The 15567-nt window shown below is 66.3% G+C and carries 12 protein-coding genes; 3 read left to right on the top strand and 9 right to left on the bottom strand.

The genetic code is table 11. The features are described 5' to 3' along the window. The first annotated feature begins 4 nt into the window (after window positions 1–4). Window positions 5–1159, top strand: a complete 1155-nt coding sequence (locus O2K97_RS05415; protein WP_269220758.1) for a beta-ketoacyl-ACP synthase III — start codon at window positions 5–7, stop codon at window positions 1157–1159. A gap of 4 nt (window positions 1160–1163) precedes the next feature. Here O2K97_RS05415 and O2K97_RS05410 read toward each other — a convergent pair whose 3' ends face one another. Together O2K97_RS05410 and O2K97_RS05405 are read right to left on the bottom strand one after the other, a co-directional pair. Continuing rightward, window positions 1164–1625 (bottom strand): DoxX family protein, encoded by a 462-nt coding sequence (locus O2K97_RS05410; protein WP_153922485.1) that lies wholly within the window; start codon window positions 1623–1625, stop codon window positions 1164–1166. 41 nt (window positions 1626–1666) lie between these two features. After that, entirely contained in the window at window positions 1667–2872 is a 1206-nt protein-coding gene (locus tag O2K97_RS05405; RefSeq protein WP_269220757.1) for a M48 family metallopeptidase, read from the bottom strand. Between the two features lie 145 nt (window positions 2873–3017). On the opposite strand from O2K97_RS05405, the gene O2K97_RS05400 reads away from it, so the two are divergent. After that, window positions 3018–3278 carry a hypothetical protein gene (locus O2K97_RS05400; RefSeq protein WP_105625219.1) on the top strand — a complete coding sequence of 87 codons (261 nt, stop codon included), beginning with the start codon at window positions 3018–3020 and terminating at the stop codon, window positions 3276–3278. A gap of 72 nt (window positions 3279–3350) precedes the next feature. On the opposite strand, the gene O2K97_RS05395 is transcribed toward O2K97_RS05400, so the two are convergent. Both O2K97_RS05395 and ppdK read right to left on the bottom strand, forming a co-directional pair. After that, a complete protein-coding gene (locus O2K97_RS05395) occupies window positions 3351–3878 on the bottom strand; it encodes a porin family protein (RefSeq protein WP_269220756.1) in 528 nt (175 codons plus the stop codon). 232 nt (window positions 3879–4110) lie between these two features. Next, the gene (ppdK, locus tag O2K97_RS05390) at window positions 4111–6792 is read right to left on the bottom strand and encodes a pyruvate, phosphate dikinase (RefSeq protein WP_419466086.1); all 2682 of its coding nucleotides are present in this window, start codon (window positions 6790–6792) and stop codon (window positions 4111–4113) included. Between the two features lie 209 nt (window positions 6793–7001). Here ppdK and O2K97_RS05385 point away from each other — a divergent pair, with 209 nt between their 5' ends. Further along, window positions 7002–7355: an endonuclease domain-containing protein gene (locus O2K97_RS05385; protein WP_269220754.1), complete on the top strand. Its 354-nt coding sequence runs from the start codon at window positions 7002–7004 to the stop codon at window positions 7353–7355. A 129-nt stretch (window positions 7356–7484) separates the two neighbouring features. Here the strand turns inward: O2K97_RS05385 and glyS are convergent, their stop codons facing one another. The 5 genes from glyS to O2K97_RS05360 form a co-directional block, all read right to left on the bottom strand. Further along, window positions 7485–9845, bottom strand: coding sequence for a glycine--tRNA ligase subunit beta (gene glyS, locus O2K97_RS05380; protein ID WP_269220753.1), 2361 nt, complete (start codon window positions 9843–9845; stop codon window positions 7485–7487). A 184-nt stretch (window positions 9846–10029) separates the two neighbouring features. Beyond that, window positions 10030–10923, bottom strand: a complete 894-nt coding sequence (locus O2K97_RS05375) for a glycine--tRNA ligase subunit alpha (protein WP_269220752.1) — start codon at window positions 10921–10923, stop codon at window positions 10030–10032. 111 nt (window positions 10924–11034) lie between these two features. Next, the gene (locus tag O2K97_RS05370; RefSeq protein ID WP_269220751.1) at window positions 11035–11907 is read right to left on the bottom strand and encodes a 4-(cytidine 5'-diphospho)-2-C-methyl-D-erythritol kinase; all 873 of its coding nucleotides are present in this window, start codon (window positions 11905–11907) and stop codon (window positions 11035–11037) included. A gap of 3 nt (window positions 11908–11910) precedes the next feature. Continuing rightward, window positions 11911–13788 (bottom strand): tetratricopeptide repeat protein, encoded by a 1878-nt coding sequence (locus O2K97_RS05365; RefSeq protein WP_269220750.1) that lies wholly within the window; start codon window positions 13786–13788, stop codon window positions 11911–11913. Window positions 13789–13853: 65 nt separating this feature from the next. After that, window positions 13854–15509 (bottom strand): electron transfer flavoprotein-ubiquinone oxidoreductase, encoded by a 1656-nt coding sequence (locus O2K97_RS05360; RefSeq protein ID WP_269221104.1) that lies wholly within the window; start codon window positions 15507–15509, stop codon window positions 13854–13856. Window positions 15510–15567: the final 58 nt, after the last annotated feature.

Here is a 15567-nt window from a genome sequence, read left to right as displayed (position 1 = left end):
AAAAGTGTCGAATGCAGTGATCGCCGCCACCGGCCTCTTCACCCCCGAACAGTCGGTCTCGAACGCCGAACTGGTCGACAGCTACAACGCCTGGGCCGACGGCTGGAACGCCCGCCACGCCGCCCAGATCGAGGCTGGCGAACTGGAGGCCAAGTCGCACTCCTCGCCCGAGTTCATCGAAAAGGCGTCGGGCATCAAGAGCCGGTTCGTGCTGGACAAGGCCGGGATCATCGATCCCGAGCGGATGGCGCCGAACCTGGCCGAACGCTCCAACGACGAAATCTCGATCCTGGCCGAGATGGCGGTCAAGGCGGCGCGTCAGGCGATCGAGGCGTGGGGCAAGCCGGTTTCGGAAATCGGCGCGGTCCTGTGCGCCGCCTCGAACATGCAGCGCGCCTATCCGGCTATGGCGATCGAGGTTCAGCAGGCCCTGGGCATCGAGGGCTTCGCCTTTGACATGAATGTGGCGTGCAGCTCGGCGACCTTCGGCATCAAGACGGCGGCGGACTTCATCGCTGGCGGCTCGGTCAAGGCTGTGCTGATGGTCAATCCGGAAGTCTGTTCGGCCCACCTGAACTTCACCGACCGCGACAGCCACTTCATCTTCGGCGATGTGGCCACCGCAGTGATCGTCGAGTCATCCGAGACGGCGGGACCGGGCGGTTGGGACGTACTGGGTACGCGGCTGAAGACGACCTTCTCGAACAATATCAGGAACAACTTCGGCTTTCTGAACCGAAACGCCCGCGACACCGCGCATCTGGACAGCCCAGAGGCCGACGACAGCGTCCAGAACGACAAGCTGTTCATCCAGCAGGGCCGCAAGGTCTTCCGCGACGTGGTGCCGATGGTATCGGATATGATCGTGGATCACGCCGGCGAACTGGGCCTGGATCCGCACGAGCTAAAGCGCCTGTGGCTGCACCAGGCCAACATCAACATGAACACGATGATCGGCAAGAAGGTGCTGGGTCGCGAGCCCTCGGCGGATGAGAACGTCATCATCCTGGACGAATACGCCAACACCTCCTCGGCCGGCTCGATCATCGCCTTCCACCTGCACAACGACGGATTCGAGGCGGGCGATACGGGACTGATCTGCAGCTTCGGCGCCGGCTATTCGGCCGGGACGGTCTTCGTCAGGAAGCGCGCCGCCTGAAGCCTTAAAGCCGGGGCAGGAACAGGACGAAGTCCAGGCTCCACAGCCCCGGTCCATTGGCGATCAGCCAGACCAGGATGACCATCAGCAGGGTCTCGGGCAGGTCGAAATAGCTGGAGAGGCGATAGCCGAGGCTGGTCCCCTCCACCGATTTTGACGCCACGGTCACCAGGGCGACCAGGCTGATGATCAGCAGTACCAGGGCCGCCAGGCTGGTGAACAGGCCCATGATCAGCAGGGCGCCGAAGGCGAACTCGCACACCGAGACGAACTTGGCGGTCTGGCGCGGCGCCGCGATGCCGGCCTCGACCATCGTCTTCTGCATCTTCTCGGCCTGAGCCGGGGTGAACAGCTTGTAGAAGCCCGACAGGAAGAACATTCCCCCGACCACGACCCGCGCGATCAGGGGCGCGATGTCCATCAGGGCCGGAACGCCCAGGCCGAGGCCGCGATAGAGGTCGATCATGGGGCGAAGGCTCCGCTTGGAATGGCGAAGCCTTCAATGCCCTAAGGACGCGTCGGTTGCTCTGCCAAGGCTTGGGCGGGATGCGTCGCCTTCCATTCCATGGCGCGGCGGATGCGGTTCTCCACGCTGGGGTGATCGTAGAACAGGAACTCCTCGATCGCCGACGGCGATGGCGCGCGGTATTCAGCGGTCTTGATCAGGGCCTTGGACAGGCCGTCCGGCGCATTGGCGTGAACCAGCGAGAAGTGGTCGGCGTCCTCCTCCATCGTGCGGGTCATGGTGGCGAAGACCGGGGTGCCCAGCACGCCCAGGAAAGCCAGCACCAAGGCCAGGACCGGCAGGCCCGCAGGGTCGGAGATGTCGCCCACGCGATCCGCCCTCAGCAGACGATGCGCCACCGGATACAGCCGGTCGGTCAGCCAGAAGGCCAGCACCGACAGGAGGACCAGAATGCCGACGGTCCAGAGAATGTGCGCCCGGACGTAGTGGCCCATCTCGTGGCCGACCACGCCGCGCACCTCGGCCAGATCCGCGCCCTGTTTGAACATGGTGTCGCTCATCGCGACCCGCGCCGTGCCGAACAGGCCCGAGACATTGGCGGTGTAGCGGTCAGACTGTTTGGAGCCGTTGTAGATGAAGATCTTGTCTGACGGCGTGCCCGTCTGTTTGGCCAGGGTCACGACGGCGTCGCGCACCGGCCCGTTCGGCGCGGGCGTATAGGTGTTGAAGATCGGTTCGATCACCAAAGGCGCGAGCACCAGACCGATGACGATGAAGGCCGCCGTCACGCCGGCCGCCCAAGCCCACCAGAACCGGCGCGCACGCCGGATCAGCGCATAGATCGCCACGAGCAGCAGCGAGGTCGCAACGACCGAGATGGCTGCGCCGATCACGGCCTCGCCCAGCCAGCCGCCCAGGGCCTGGCTGGTCAGTCCATACTGTTTCTCTCGCCACCAGCCCTGATAGATCGCCCACGGCAGGGTCAGCGCCCAGCTCATGCCCGAATAGACCAGGGCGACGGCGAAACTGGCCAGGATCGGCCGACGACGGCGACGTTCGATCCGGCTGCGGATCGCGACCAACAGGCCGGTGCGCACGATGATCCAGGCGACCAAGGCCGAGACCAGGAAGCTCCACAGGATCAACCAGTGCGAACCGTGGGTATAGGCGATGGCGCGTGCCGTTTCCTGGGGCGACAAGGTCGCCAGCCATTGGGCCGTCGCGGCCGCCGGATCGAAATTCGTCATGGTTTTCTCCCTTGAGAGAACCAAACCGTGCGACCCGCGTTCTGTCAGGTTAATTCGCATCCATGATGATTCTCGCCCGGCCACGCTTGAATCTTTCACGACTTTTTGTCACGCATTCTCCTGTCGAGAACAGGGGATGTCCCAGATGGCTCACAAGACGCCCAAGCAGGTCCTGGAAAGCTTGGCTCATGATATCGCCACCGTGTTGAAGAGCATGGGTGGCTCGGCGCACCAGAACATGGTGGTCGATTGCGTGGCGGCGATGAAGCGCCAGCGCGGCGAGGCGGTCAACCCGCCCGATCTTCGCCAAAAGATCATCGAGACCTTCGAATATTATCGCGACTGGTTCGTTCGACCGTTCGGCGAAGGCTCGCAGCGTTGGGCCCTGGCCGGCGACTTCGGCTGATTTCACTGTCCTGAACGAAAAAGGCGCGCTCCCTTCGGAGCGCGCCTTCGTCGTTAAGACTGACCGATCCGATCAGAAGCGACGGATGTAGCTGACCGAATAGGCGTCGGCTTCACCACCGTTGTCGCGGTAGTCGCGACGGGTCCAGTCGGCGCGCACGCCGTTGACGCCGTCCAGGTAGTAGTTCGCGCCGGCGCCGTAGTTCCAGCTGTCGCCGCCCACGTCGGTGTTGGCGCCTGGGAACTCCTGTTTCAGCTCGGTGTGGCCGTAGCCGCCGCGCGCGAACAGTTCCAGCTTGTCAGAGACCGGCACCTTGCCGACCACGTAACCGGCGGCGTCCCACTCATGCTTGATCGAACCATCGACGCCGGCGACGGTGAAGTCGTCGTCCTTGACGCCGACCGAGGCTTCGGTCTCGACGGCCAAGTAACGGTTGAGGTTGACGCCCAAACGACCGGTCACAGCGCCCGTCGTTGCATTATCGCCTTCAAGATGAGTGTAGCCCAGCGAGCCGTAACCACGCGGCTCAGGAGTGGTTTGAGCAAAGGCCGGAGCGGCGATTGCGGAAACGGCGACAGCAGCGAGAAGAATGTTACGCATTGTTTCTTATTAACTCCTAGATGTGATGAACAGACCGATCATCAGCCCCATCCAGCGAGTGCTTAAGTAGGTCACGGCGTCATCTGTTCCAGAGGCCCGAAAACACGATGAATGCCTGTGGACACCGGGACACATACAGCGTTCCGTCAAGATCGGCGACTTTGTGGCGCCGCAGCAAAAAGGGCGGCCTCGATCGAGACCGCCCTTCTTGGGTTCGTCCTGCTGAGAAGGCCTAGCGGTCCTTCTCGCGCTCCACGTTCAGCGCGGCCTGGGCCGCCGCCAGACGGGCGATCGGCACGCGGTAGGGCGAGCAGGAGACGTAATCCAGCCCGGCCTGTTCGCAGAAGGCGATCGACGACGGATCGCCGCCATGTTCGCCGCAGATGCCCAGCTTGACCTCTGGCCGGACCTTGCGTCCGCGCTCGGCGGCGATCTCGATCAGGCCGCCCACGCCGTCCTGGTCCAGCCGCACGAAGGGATCGGTCTCGAAGATGCCCTTGTCCAGATAGGCCTGCAGGAACCGGCCGGAGTCGTCGCGCGAAATGCCGAACGTCGTCTGGGTCAGGTCGTTGGTGCCGAAGCTGAAGAACTGGGCGTATTCGGCCAGGTCCCCGGCGCGGATGGCGGCGCGCGGCAGTTCGATCATCGTGCCGACCAGATAGTCGATGCTCTGGCCCGTCTCCTCGAACACGGCCTTGGCCGTGCGGTCGGTCAGTTCGCGCAGATATTTCATCTCGAGGCCCAGGGCGACCAGCGGGTGCATGATCTCCGGCAGGGGCGCGGCGCCCGACTTCTGCTTCACCTCCAGCGCCGCCTCGATGATGGCGCGGACCTGCATCTCGTAGATTTCGGGATAGGCGACGCCCAGGCGGCAGCCGCGGTGGCCCAGCATGGGGTTGGTCTCGTGCAGTTCCTTGGCGCGGCGCTTCAGCTTCTCGGCGTCGATGCCGGACGAGGCGGCCAGGGCGTCGATGTCTTCCTCGGTGTGGGGGATGAACTCGTGCAGCGGCGGATCCAGCAGGCGCACCGTCACCGGCAGGCCGGCCATGATCTCGAACAGTTCGACGAAGTCCGACTTCTGGAACGGCGCGATCTTGGCGAGCGCCGCGCGACGGCCCTTCTCGTCGTCGGCCAGGATCATCTCGCGCACGGCGGCGATCCGGGTGTCGTCGAAGAACATGTGCTCGGTGCGGCACAGGCCGATGCCCTCGGCGCCGAAGCCGCGCGCGGTCTTGGCGTCCAGCGGGGTCTCGGCGTTGGCGCGGACCTTCAGGCGGCGCACCTTGTCAGCCCAGCCCATCAGGGTCTGGAAGTCGCCGGTCAGTTCGGGTTCGATCATCGGCACGGCGCCGTCCAGCACCTCGCCCTTGGAGCCGTCGATGGTGATGACCTCGCCGGCCTTGAAGGTGCGGCCGCGCGCGGTGAAGGTGCCCTTGGCCTCGTCGATGTGGATCTCGCCGGCGCCGGAGACGCAGGCCCGGCCCATGCCGCGCGCCACCACGGCGGCGTGGCTGGTCATGCCACCGCGGGCGGTGACGATGCCGCGCGCCGCATGCATGCCGTGGATGTCTTCGGGGCTGGTCTCTTCGCGCACCAGGATAACCGCCTCGCCCAGACCCGACATGCGCTCGGCCTCGTCGGCGTCGAAGACGATCTTGCCGGTCGCCGCGCCGGGCGAGGCCGGCAGGCCGGCGGCGATGACGGTGCGCGCCGCATCGGGGTCCAGCGTCGGGTGCAGCAGCTGGTCCAGCGCCGACGGCTCGACCCGGCTGATGGCCTCTTCCTGAGAGATAACGCCCTCGGCGGCGAGGTCCACGGCGACCTTCAGCGCCGACTTGGCGGTGCGCTTGCCGTTGCGGGTCTGCAGCATCCACAGACGGCCCTGTTCGACCGTGAACTCGATGTCCTGCATGTCGCGGTAGTGGCTTTCCAGCTTGCCGACGACGTCGACGAACTGGGCGAACACCTCGGGCATGGCCTCTTCCATCGAGGGGGCGGTCTCGCCCATCTCCTCGCGGCCGATCTTGGTGAGGGACTGCGGCGTGCGGATGCCCGCGACCACGTCCTCGCCCTGGGCGTTGATCAGGAACTCGCCGTACAGCCGCGCCTCGCCGGTCGAGGGGTTGCGGGTAAAGGCCACGCCGGTCGCCGACGTCTCGCCCATATTGCCGAACACCATCGACTGGACGTTGACGGCCGTGCCCCAGCTTTCGGGAATGTCGTGCATGCGGCGATAGAATTTCGCCCGGTCGTTCATCCAGCTTTCGAACACGGCGCCCACGGCGCCCCACAGCTGGTCCTTGGGATCCTGCGGGAAGGCGTGACCCAGTTCGCGCTCGACCACGGCCTTGTAGTCGACGACGACCTTCTCCCAATCGGCGGCGGTCAGGTCGGTGTCGACCGTGACGCCCAGGCGATCCTTGTGCTGATCCAGCACCTCTTCGAAGTCGTCGTGGCTGAGGCCCAGCACGACGTTGGAATACATGGTGATGAAGCGGCGATAGCTGTCGAAGGCGAAGCGACGGTCGCCCGACAGCTTGGCCAAGCCCTCGACCGTCTGGTCGTTCAGGCCCAGGTTCAGCACCGTGTCCATCATGCCCGGCATGGACGCGCGCGCGCCGGACCGCACCGAGACCAGCAGCGGGTTTTCGACATCGCCGAACGTCTTGCCGACCACGCCCTCGACCTTGGCCAGGGCGGCCTGGACCTGAGCGTCGAGATCGGCCGGATAGGTCTCGTTGTTGGCGTAATAGTGGGTGCAGACCTCGGTGGTGACGGTGAAGCCCGGGGGAACCGGCAGACCCAGCGACGACATTTCCGCCAGATTGGCGCCCTTGCCGCCGAGAAGGTTCTTCATCGACGCGTCGCCGTCGGCGGAGCCTCCGCCGAAGCCGTACACCCACTGAGTCATCATGCAGTCCCTGAGCTTTTCGGATCGTCCGGCGGATTGGCCCCGCTCGCACATGCAGCATGATCTAGCGCGTGAGAGCGGCCTTGACCATTGCGGATGTAACAATGCGTGAGGGGGTGTGCGGTTTCCTAGCGACGTGCGCGCACAACCTTGACGTCATCGTCTCCTCCCCATGAAATGGGGAGGGGGACCGCGAAGCGGTGGAGGGGTTCTTGACGCACGAAGGCTCCGTCTCGCGCGCACGCATCCTGCGCCGCGCCCTGACCCCGCCCGAAGCCCGACTGTGGGTCCACCTGCGCCGCCGCACGCTGGACGGTCTGAAATTCCGACGTCAGCATCCAGCGGGCGTCTATGTGCTCGACTTCTATTGCGCCGAGGCGATGCTAGCTGTCGAGGTCGACGGCGAAAGCCATGAAGGCCGAGGCGAACACGACGCCCGGCGCACACGCTGGCTTGCGACCCAGGGCATTGCGGTCATCCGCGTCTCCGCCGAACAGGTGCGGGTGGACATAGGCGACGTGCTCGAGTTCATCGCCGACAGGGCGAGAGACCGAATCCGGGGCTAAGAACCCCTCCACCGCTGCGCGGTCCCCCTCCCCACAAGTGGGGAGGAGACGATGCGGGGAAGTCCGGTCTCCTCCCCATTCCATGGGGAGGTGGCTCGGAGCGCAGCGGAGAGACGGAGGGGTTCTGCCCTACCCCGCGATCTGGCCGAAGTCGGCGACCTGGCCCATGACGTCGCGGACTTGGCCCAGCAGCTTCAGGCGGTTTTCGCGTTCGGCGGGGACGTCGGAGTTGACCAGAACGTCGTCGAAGAAGCGGTCCACGGGCGCGCGCAAGCGCGCCAGGGCCGTCATGGCGGCGGCGAAGTCCTCGGCCTCCAGCGCGGCCTCGACGGCGGTGCGGGCGGCGCCGACGGCGAAGGCCAGGGTGGTCTCGGCCTCGGGCTGGTTCGGCAGGCCGGTCTGGACCATGCCGGTCGGGACAGACCCCTTCTTCTCCTCGGCGCGAAGGATGTTGGAGGCCCGCTTGTAGCCGGCCAGCAGATTGGCCCCGTCGTCGGTGGCGAGGAAGGCGGCCAGCGCCTCCACCCGACGCACGATGCGAACGAGGTCGTCATCGCCAAGGGCGAAGACGGCGGCGACGAGGTCGTGGCGCTGACCCTGGTCACGGAGGAGGACGGTCAGGCGATCAGCGAAGAAGGCGAGGAGTTCGTTCGATACTAGATAGCTACTCCATTTCTTAGCCAAGCTTACACTAAAGAGAACGCTTTCTTCAGCTTCAGAAATTGGAGCCGTAAGCCAGACTTCTTCTGAGATGGTTTGAGGAAGCTCTAGATCAGATTTCGGTAGATCGTCGAACGGCACACCAAAGATGTGAAGCCGAGAGTTTATGCGCTTTATCTCAAATGCAAACTGCTGATTTATATCCACCAGATCCGCTTGGAATCCTCGAACCGAAACTTCGCGCCGGCCAGTCGCAACTGCCGCACTTAGCGTTTCAAGCGAGCAACCATGCAGGCGGACACAGCGAGGCGAGTCACTGACCTGCCGCCAAAGCCTGTCGGAAGTAAGCGAAAGGATTCTACCGAGAGAAATGCGAGTGCCGTTCTCCAACACCAGCCGGATCACCCCCAGCGCCGCTCTCCGCAGCGCGAACGGGTCCTTCGAGCCTGTGGGCTTTTCGTCGATGGCGAAGAAACCGACCAGAGTGTCCAGCTTGTCGGCCAGGGCGACGGCGACCGTGACGGGCGCGGTCGGGACCGTGTCGGCGGGGCCTTGGGGCTTGTAGTGGTCGCGGACGGCGTCGGCGACGGCGTCGGGGTATCCGGCCAGGCGGGCGTAATAGCCGCCCATGATCCCCTGCAATTCTGGGAATTCGCCCACCATGCCGCTGGCCAGATCGGCCTTGGACAGGCGGGCGGCGGTTTCGGCTTGCTGTGGATCAGCGCCGACCAGCGGGGCGATCTCGCGGGCCAGGGCGGCGATGCGCTCGACGCGCTCGGCCAGGGTGCCCAGTTTGGCGTGGAAGGTGACGCCGGACAGTTTGGCGTTCCAGGCGTCGAAGCCGACCTTCTGGTCCTCCTCCCAAAAGAAGCGCGCGTCGTTCAGACGGGCGCTCAGCACGCGGCTGTTGCCGGCGGCCAGGGCCTTGCCGCCGTCGGTCGCTTCGACATTCGCGACGACCAGGAAGTTGGGGGCCAGGCCTTCTTTCGACGGATCACGGACGGCGAAATACTTCTGGTGCACCTTCATCGACAGGCGCACGACCTCCGGCGGCAGGGCCAGGAACTGCGGGTCCATGTCGCCCAGGATCGGGGTCGGCCATTCCGCCAGACCCGCCACCTCGTCCAGCAGGCCGTCGTCATCGACCAAGGCGAGGCCGCGCGCGGCGCAGGCCGCCTTGGCCTGCTCGAGAATGCGCAGCTTCCGGTCGGCGACGTCCAGCAGGACGAAGTTCTTTTCCAGTTGGGTCCGGTAATCGACGAAGTCGCTGACGCGTAGCAGCTCGCCGGACCCCAGGAAGCGGTGGCCCTCGGTGATCGCGTCGCTCTGAATCCCGTCGATCTCGAACGGGACCACCTTGCCGTCGAACAGGCACAGAATGCGCTTGATCGGACGCACCCAGCGCAGGGTGCCGGAACCCCAGCGCATCGACTTGGGCCAAGGGAAGGTGCGGATGACCTGATCGACCGTCTCGGCGACCAGATCGGTCGTGGCGCGACCCTTGGACGACAGGACGGCGAACAGGACGCCGTCGCGCTCGGTCAGTTGATCGCGGGTCAGGCCGGTCTTGCGCAGGAAGCCTTCCAGCGCCTGTTCCGGGGCCGAGGCGCGCGGGCCCTTGACCTCTTCCTCGCGGTCCGGCGTGGCGGCGGGCAAGCCGTCGACGACCAGGGTCAGTCGGCGCGGACCGGCATAGGTCGTCAGCGCCTCCCACGTCAGGCCGGCGGCCTTCAGCCGGTCGGAAACCATCCGCTCCAGGTCGCGCGCGGCGCCCTGCTGCATCCGGGCGGGGATTTCTTCGGAGAAGATTTCGAGGAGGAGTTGGGGCATCAGGGTCTCGAAACAGAAGAGTGGCCAGCGGTGCAGGCGGCGAAGAGCCCCTCCACCACGCTACGCGCGGTCCCCCTCCCCGCTTGGCGGGGAGGAGACAAGGCGAAATCGGTCTCCTCCCCATGACATGGGGAGGTGGCTCGGAGCGAAGCGGAGAGACGGAGGGGTTCTTGCGCGTCCCCCGTCATGCTTCGGCCCGTTCCCGCTCGACATAAGCCGTCGCGCAGGCTTTGCAGAGTTCGCGGATGCGACCGATGTAGCTCTGGCGCTCGGCGACGGCGATGGCGCCGCGGGCGTCCATCAGGTTGAACAGGTGGCTGGCCTTCAGCACCTGGTCATAGGCGGGCAGGACCAGGGGCTGGCCCTGGGGTCCGGTCATGGCCAGAAGGCGCGAGACCTCGGCCACCATGTCCTCGAACCGGCGCTTCAGGCCGTCGACATCATAGCCGTGGAAGTTGGCTTCCGACTGTTGTCGCTCGTTCTCCAGGAAGACCTCGCCATAGGTCAGGCCCTCCTTGGTGAACTTCAGATCATAGACGTTGTCCACGCCCTGCACATACATGGCCAGACGCTCCAGCCCGTAGGTCAGCTCGCCCGAGACCACATCGACCTCGATGCCGCCGACGCCCTGGAAATAGGTGAACTGCGTCACCTCCATCCCGTCGCACCAGACCTCCCAGCCCAGCCCCCAGGCGCCGACGGTGGGGTTTTCCCAGTCGTCCTCGACGAAGCGGATGTCGTGCAGTTTCGGATCGATGCCGATGGCCGCCAGCGATCCGAGATAGAGTTCCTGAAGGTTATCCGGGTTCGGCTTCAGGATGACCTGGTATTGGTAATAGTGTTGGAGGCGGTTGGGATTTTCGCCATAGCGGCCGTCGCCGGGGCGGCGGCTGGGCTGGACATAGGCGGCCTTCCACGGCTTGGAGCCGAGCGCGCGCAGGACGGTGGCGGGATGCAGCGTACCGGCCCCGACCTCGATGTCATAGGGCTGTAGAATGGCGCAGCCCTGCTCGCCCCAATAGCGGTGGAGCGTCAGGATCAGGTCCTGAAACGCAAGCGGCTCGGTCGAGGTGGTCAAATCGGGCTCGTGGGGAGGGGCTGCAAAAAAGACGGCGGACCATAGGGCCCGCCGCCGTTCGCTTCAACACGCTGAGCCCGGCCATTTGGCGGCGTGGAGCGATGAACGGCGCTAAGACGCAGCCAGGCAGGTTGCGCGAACCCAGGCGGACGGGTGGATTTCGGCCAGGATCGCCGCCGCCGCCTTGGCCGCCGCATCCGTCCGATAAAGGCCGAACACCGTCGCGCCCGAGCCGGACATGCGGGTCAGGGCCACGTCCGGCGTGTCGGCGACGGCGCGCAAAGCCTCGGCGATGGCGGGTGTCAGGGACACCGCCGGCGCCTCCAGATCATTGCGCTGGACCGAAAGCCAGTCGATCGCCTTCTCCAGGCTCCAATCCGACGGCGGCGCCGGCCGGTTCGCCGATCTGAACGGCCCTGCGTCATAGGCCCGATAGACGGCGCCCGTCGGCGACGGGACGCCGGGGTTGAACAACACGGCCGGCAGCGACGGCAGTCGGGGTTCGTCGGTCAGCACGTCTCCCCTCCCCTCGGCCCAGGCCGTTCGCATCCGCAGACACATCGGCCCGTCCGCGCCGACGACGCCCGCGACCGCCTCAAGCGCGGCATTGTCGAGATCGATCGCCAGCACGTCGCGCGCCAGCTTCAGCGCCGCGCCCGCATCGGACGATCCGCCGCCGAGCCCCGCCGCAATGGGCAGGCGCTTGTCCAGCGTGACCTTCAGCATCGGCTCTCCGATGCCGCAGGCCTCGCCCAGCTGACGCAGCGCGCGCAGGATCAGATTGTCATCCGTCGCGCCCAGCCCGCCGCCGAAAGGCCCGTCGACAATCAACGACAAGCGATCCGCCGGCTCGACCGACATGCGATCCCCGACATCGGCGAAGGCGACCAGGCTGGACAGCGGATGATAGCCGTCAGCGTCCACCGCTCCGACGTGTAGGAACAGATTGATCTTGGCCGGCGCCAGGGCGGTCAGGGCAGGCATGACCTATTGCGCGACGCCCTGAGCGTTCGGCGCGCCGTCCAGCCCGTTGGCGATCTTGCGTTCGACCTCGGCCCGACGTTCGGGTTCAGGCTCCAGCACCAGGACGCGGTTCCACAGCCAGACGGCTTCGCGTTGACGGCCGACCTTCCAATAGGCGTCGCCGAGGTGATCATTGATCTCGGCGTTGGACGGCTCCTTGTCGACAGCCTCTTCCAGCGTGTTGACGGCGGTTTCGTACTGGCCCTGTTTGAACTGCGCCCAGCCTAACGAATCCTGGATGTTGCCGTTGTCGGGCTCCAGCGCGTGGGCGCGGGCGATCATTTCGGCGCCCTCCTGCACCCGCAGCCCCTTATCGACCCAAAGATAGCCGAGGTAGTTCAGCATATCGGCGTCGTTCGGCGCGGTCTGAAGCGCGGCCCACAGTTCGGCCTCGGCCTCGGGAACACGACCCAGCGCCTCATAGGCGGCGCCGCGCAGGAAGTGAACGCTGGCGCCCTGATCGGCGGTGTTCAGAAGCGGCCCGTCCAGCAACGCAAGCGCCTCGTCATGCTGTTTCAGCTGCATCAGCTGACCGGCCAAGACCAAGGCGATCTGCCGATCGTCGGGGCTGGCGGCGGCGGCGCGGCGCAGTTCGGTGAGCGCGTCCTGCGACTGGCCGTCCTCTTCCAGCGCCACGGCCAGCTGAGCGCGGGCGGCGGCGTAGAGCTGCGGATCGGCGGTCCCGACCCGCGACAGGGCGTTGCGGGCGGCGGATTTCAGACCGGCGCGGGAGAGCACCTGGGCCAGCTGATATTCCGTCTCGTCATCGTCGTGCAGGTTCTGGGCGAGGCGCAGATAGACGGCGGCGAACTCGTTGCCGCGCTCGGCCGAAGCCTGGGCGGCGGCGGTGATCAGGCCTTGGGCGGCGCCTTCGCGGAAGTCGGGCAAGGCGGGCGGGCGCCCGCCGTCCTTCAGCCGCTGCAGCGCGCGGGCCACGCCCGGATCGACGGGCTGGACCGCCATGGCGGCTTCATACAGGGCGACGGCGTCGTCGCGGCGTCCGCGCCGTTCTAGAAACTCGCCATAGGGGCGTTTGAACAGGGCGCCGACGCCGGCGACTTCGGACGCGGTCTTCAGCTCGACCTCAGCCTCGGCATAGTCGCGACGTTTTTCCAGCAGGGCGGCGCGATTGATCCGGGCGAAGGCCAGGGTCAGGGGATCGCCGGCGGTCGGCACCGGCTGAAGCGCCCGGGTCCAGTCGTCCGCCGCCGCCGCGATCCACGGCGCGACCAGCAGACCGGCGCGCGCGTGCGGGGCGCCGATGGGCTGACGGGCCAGTTCGGCGTTCGGCGTCCTGGCGTCGCCGCGCACGAAGTCCTGGACCAGACGCACCAGCCGCCCACCCTCCACAAACGCGGGAGACGCGGTCGCATCGGTCGGGGCCAAGGCGGCCGCCACATCCAGATCGCCGGTCAGCAGGGCGGAGGTGAAGGCCTGTTCGCGCACGCGCGGCTGTTCCGGCGTCAGTCGTTCCGCCTGGGCCAGATAGTCCGAGCCGGTCGCCCCCTCGCCCTGCATCAGGGCCAGCTTGCCCGCCAGATACAGACCATAGGCGCTGCGGCCCTCGGCGTTCGTCGGGATCGGCGCCCAGACGGCCGGGATCGCCGGCGTCGCGGGCATGTCGGTGATGATGATGTGAGGATCGGGCGCGGCCTCGGTCGGCGCCTGACTTGGTGTGGCCTGGCCCGGCGCCGTCTGGCCCGGCTCCAGGATGACGGCCGGCGGATGGGTGTCCGGCGTCGGGGCGGGCGGGGTCGTGTCCTGAGCCGAGGCATGGCCGGCAAGCGCCACGGCGAGGACGGTCAGGGAGGCGGCGAACAGGCGAGAACGGGAGGCGATCATGCCCGGACCCTTCACGCTTTTGCAGCGGCGGGCAAGGGCGGAACGCCGCCCCTGCCCCCGTTCCGTCACATGTTCGGATAGTTGGGACCGCCGCCGCCTTCGGGCGTGGTCCAGACGATGTTCTGAGACGGATCCTTGATGTCGCAGGTTTTGCAGTGGACGCAGTTCTGGGCGTTGATGACGAAGCGCGGATCGGCCTTGGCCGCCTCGTCGCCATAGACCACTTCGTACACGCCCGCCGGGCAGTAAAGCCGCGCCGGCTCACCGTATTTGGGGAGGTTGACGCGGATCGGGATCGACGGATCCAGCAGCTTCAGGTGGGCCGGCTGGTCCTCGGCGTGGTTGGTGTTGGAGATGAACACCGAAGACAGCTTGTCGAACGACAGCTTGCCGTCCGGCTTGGGGTACGCGATCGCCTTGTGGTCGGCGGCCAGGCCGGTCGAGGCGGCGTCGGTCTTTTCGTGCTTCAGCGTCGGGATCGGCGACAGGCCGCCCAAGAGGGTGCGGCACCACATGTCGAACATGCCCAGCGCCCCGCCCAGCGTCGTGCCGAACTTGGACAGCAGGGGCTTGGCGTTCCGGACGACCGATAGCTCCTTATAGACCCAACTCTTTTCGAAGGCGGTCTGGTATTCGACCAGTTCGTCGCCCGCGCGCCCGGCCTGAACGGCCTCATAGGCGGCGTCGGCGGCCAGCATGCCGGTCTTCATCGCGTTGTGGCTGCCCTTGATGCGGGGCACGTTCACGAAGCCGGCCGAACAACCGATCAGCACGCCGCCGGGGAAGCTCAGCTTCGGGATCGACTGCAGGCCGCCCTCGGTGATGGCGCGCGCGCCGTAGGAGATGCGTGTTGCGCCCTCCAGGTGCTGGGCGATCTCGGGGTGGTGCTTGAAGCGCTGGAACTCGTCGAACGGCGACAGGAACGGGTTCTCGTAGTTCAGGTGAACCACATAGCCGACGGCCACGTAGCGATCGCCGAAGTGATACAGGAAGCTGCCGCCGCCGGTGTGTTCGTCCAGCGGCCAGCCGGTCGTGTGCTGGGCCAGGCCGGGCTGGTGCTTGTCGGCCGGCACCTGCCACAACTCTTTCAGGCCGATGCCGTATTTCTGGGGCGACTTGCCGTCCTGAAGCTTGTGCCTGGCGATGATGGTCTTGGCCAGGGAGCCGCGCACGCCCTCGGCGATGAAGACATATTTGCCGTGCAGTTCGATGCCGGGCTGGAAGTCGCCGGTCGGCTTGCCCTCGCGGTCGATGCCGAAGACGCCGGCGACGACGCCCTTCACCTGACCCGTCTCTTCTTCCCAGACGACGTGGCTGGCGGCCATGCCGGGATAGACCTCGACGCCCAGAGCCTCGGCCTGCTCGCCCAGCCAGCGCGTAACGTTGCCCAGCGAGGCGATGTAGCAGCCGTGATTGTGCATGAAGGGCGGCATCAGCGGCATGGGCAGCGACGCCGACCCTTGCGGGCCCAGCAGCAGGAACTTGTCCTTTGTGACCGGCGTCTCCAGCGGCGCGCCGCGTTCTTTCCAGTCGGGGAACAGCTCGTTCAGCGCCTTGGGATCGATGACCGCGCCCGACAGGATGTGGCCGCCGACCTCGGCCGCCTTTTCCAGAACGGCGACGGTGATCTCCTTGCCGTCCTTTTCCGCGCGCTGCTTCAGTCGGATGGCCGCCGACAGGCCGGCCGGGCCGCCGCCGACGATCACGACATCATATTCCATGATCTCGCGCTCGACGCCGTTCAGCGCCTCGAGCGGCGGCAGATTGTCGATGATGGCG

Origin of the sequence: Brevundimonas vesicularis (genome assembly GCF_027105095.1) — a bacterium.
Classification (GTDB): domain Bacteria; phylum Pseudomonadota; class Alphaproteobacteria; order Caulobacterales; family Caulobacteraceae; genus Brevundimonas; species Brevundimonas vesicularis_E.
Note: the sequence above shows the minus strand (reverse complement) of the source record. Positions and strands in the feature narration are given on the sequence as shown.

Excerpts from the sequence above, each read along its gene's own strand:
- O2K97_RS05410 (WP_153922485.1), bottom strand. The coding sequence starts at position 1,625 with ATGATCGACCTCTATCGCGGCCTCGGCCTGGGCGTTCCGGCCCTGATG.
- O2K97_RS05405 (WP_269220757.1), bottom strand. The coding sequence starts at position 2,872 with ATGACGAATTTCGATCCGGCGGCCGCGACGGCCCAATGGCTGGCGACC.
- O2K97_RS05400 (WP_105625219.1), top strand. The coding sequence starts at position 3,018 with ATGGCTCACAAGACGCCCAAGCAGGTCCTGGAAAGCTTGGCTCATGAT.
- O2K97_RS05395 (WP_269220756.1), bottom strand. The coding sequence starts at position 3,878 with ATGCGTAACATTCTTCTCGCTGCTGTCGCCGTTTCCGCAATCGCCGCT.
- ppdK (WP_419466086.1), bottom strand. The coding sequence starts at position 6,792 with ATGATGACTCAGTGGGTGTACGGCTTCGGCGGAGGCTCCGCCGACGGC.
- glyS (WP_269220753.1), bottom strand. The coding sequence starts at position 9,845 with ATGCCCCAACTCCTCCTCGAAATCTTCTCCGAAGAAATCCCCGCCCGG.
- O2K97_RS05370 (WP_269220751.1), bottom strand. The coding sequence starts at position 11,907 with ATGCCTGCCCTGACCGCCCTGGCGCCGGCCAAGATCAATCTGTTCCTA.
- O2K97_RS05365 (WP_269220750.1), bottom strand. The coding sequence starts at position 13,788 with ATGATCGCCTCCCGTTCTCGCCTGTTCGCCGCCTCCCTGACCGTCCTC.
- O2K97_RS05360 (WP_269221104.1), bottom strand. The coding sequence starts at position 15,509 with ATGGAATATGATGTCGTGATCGTCGGCGGCGGCCCGGCCGGCCTGTCG.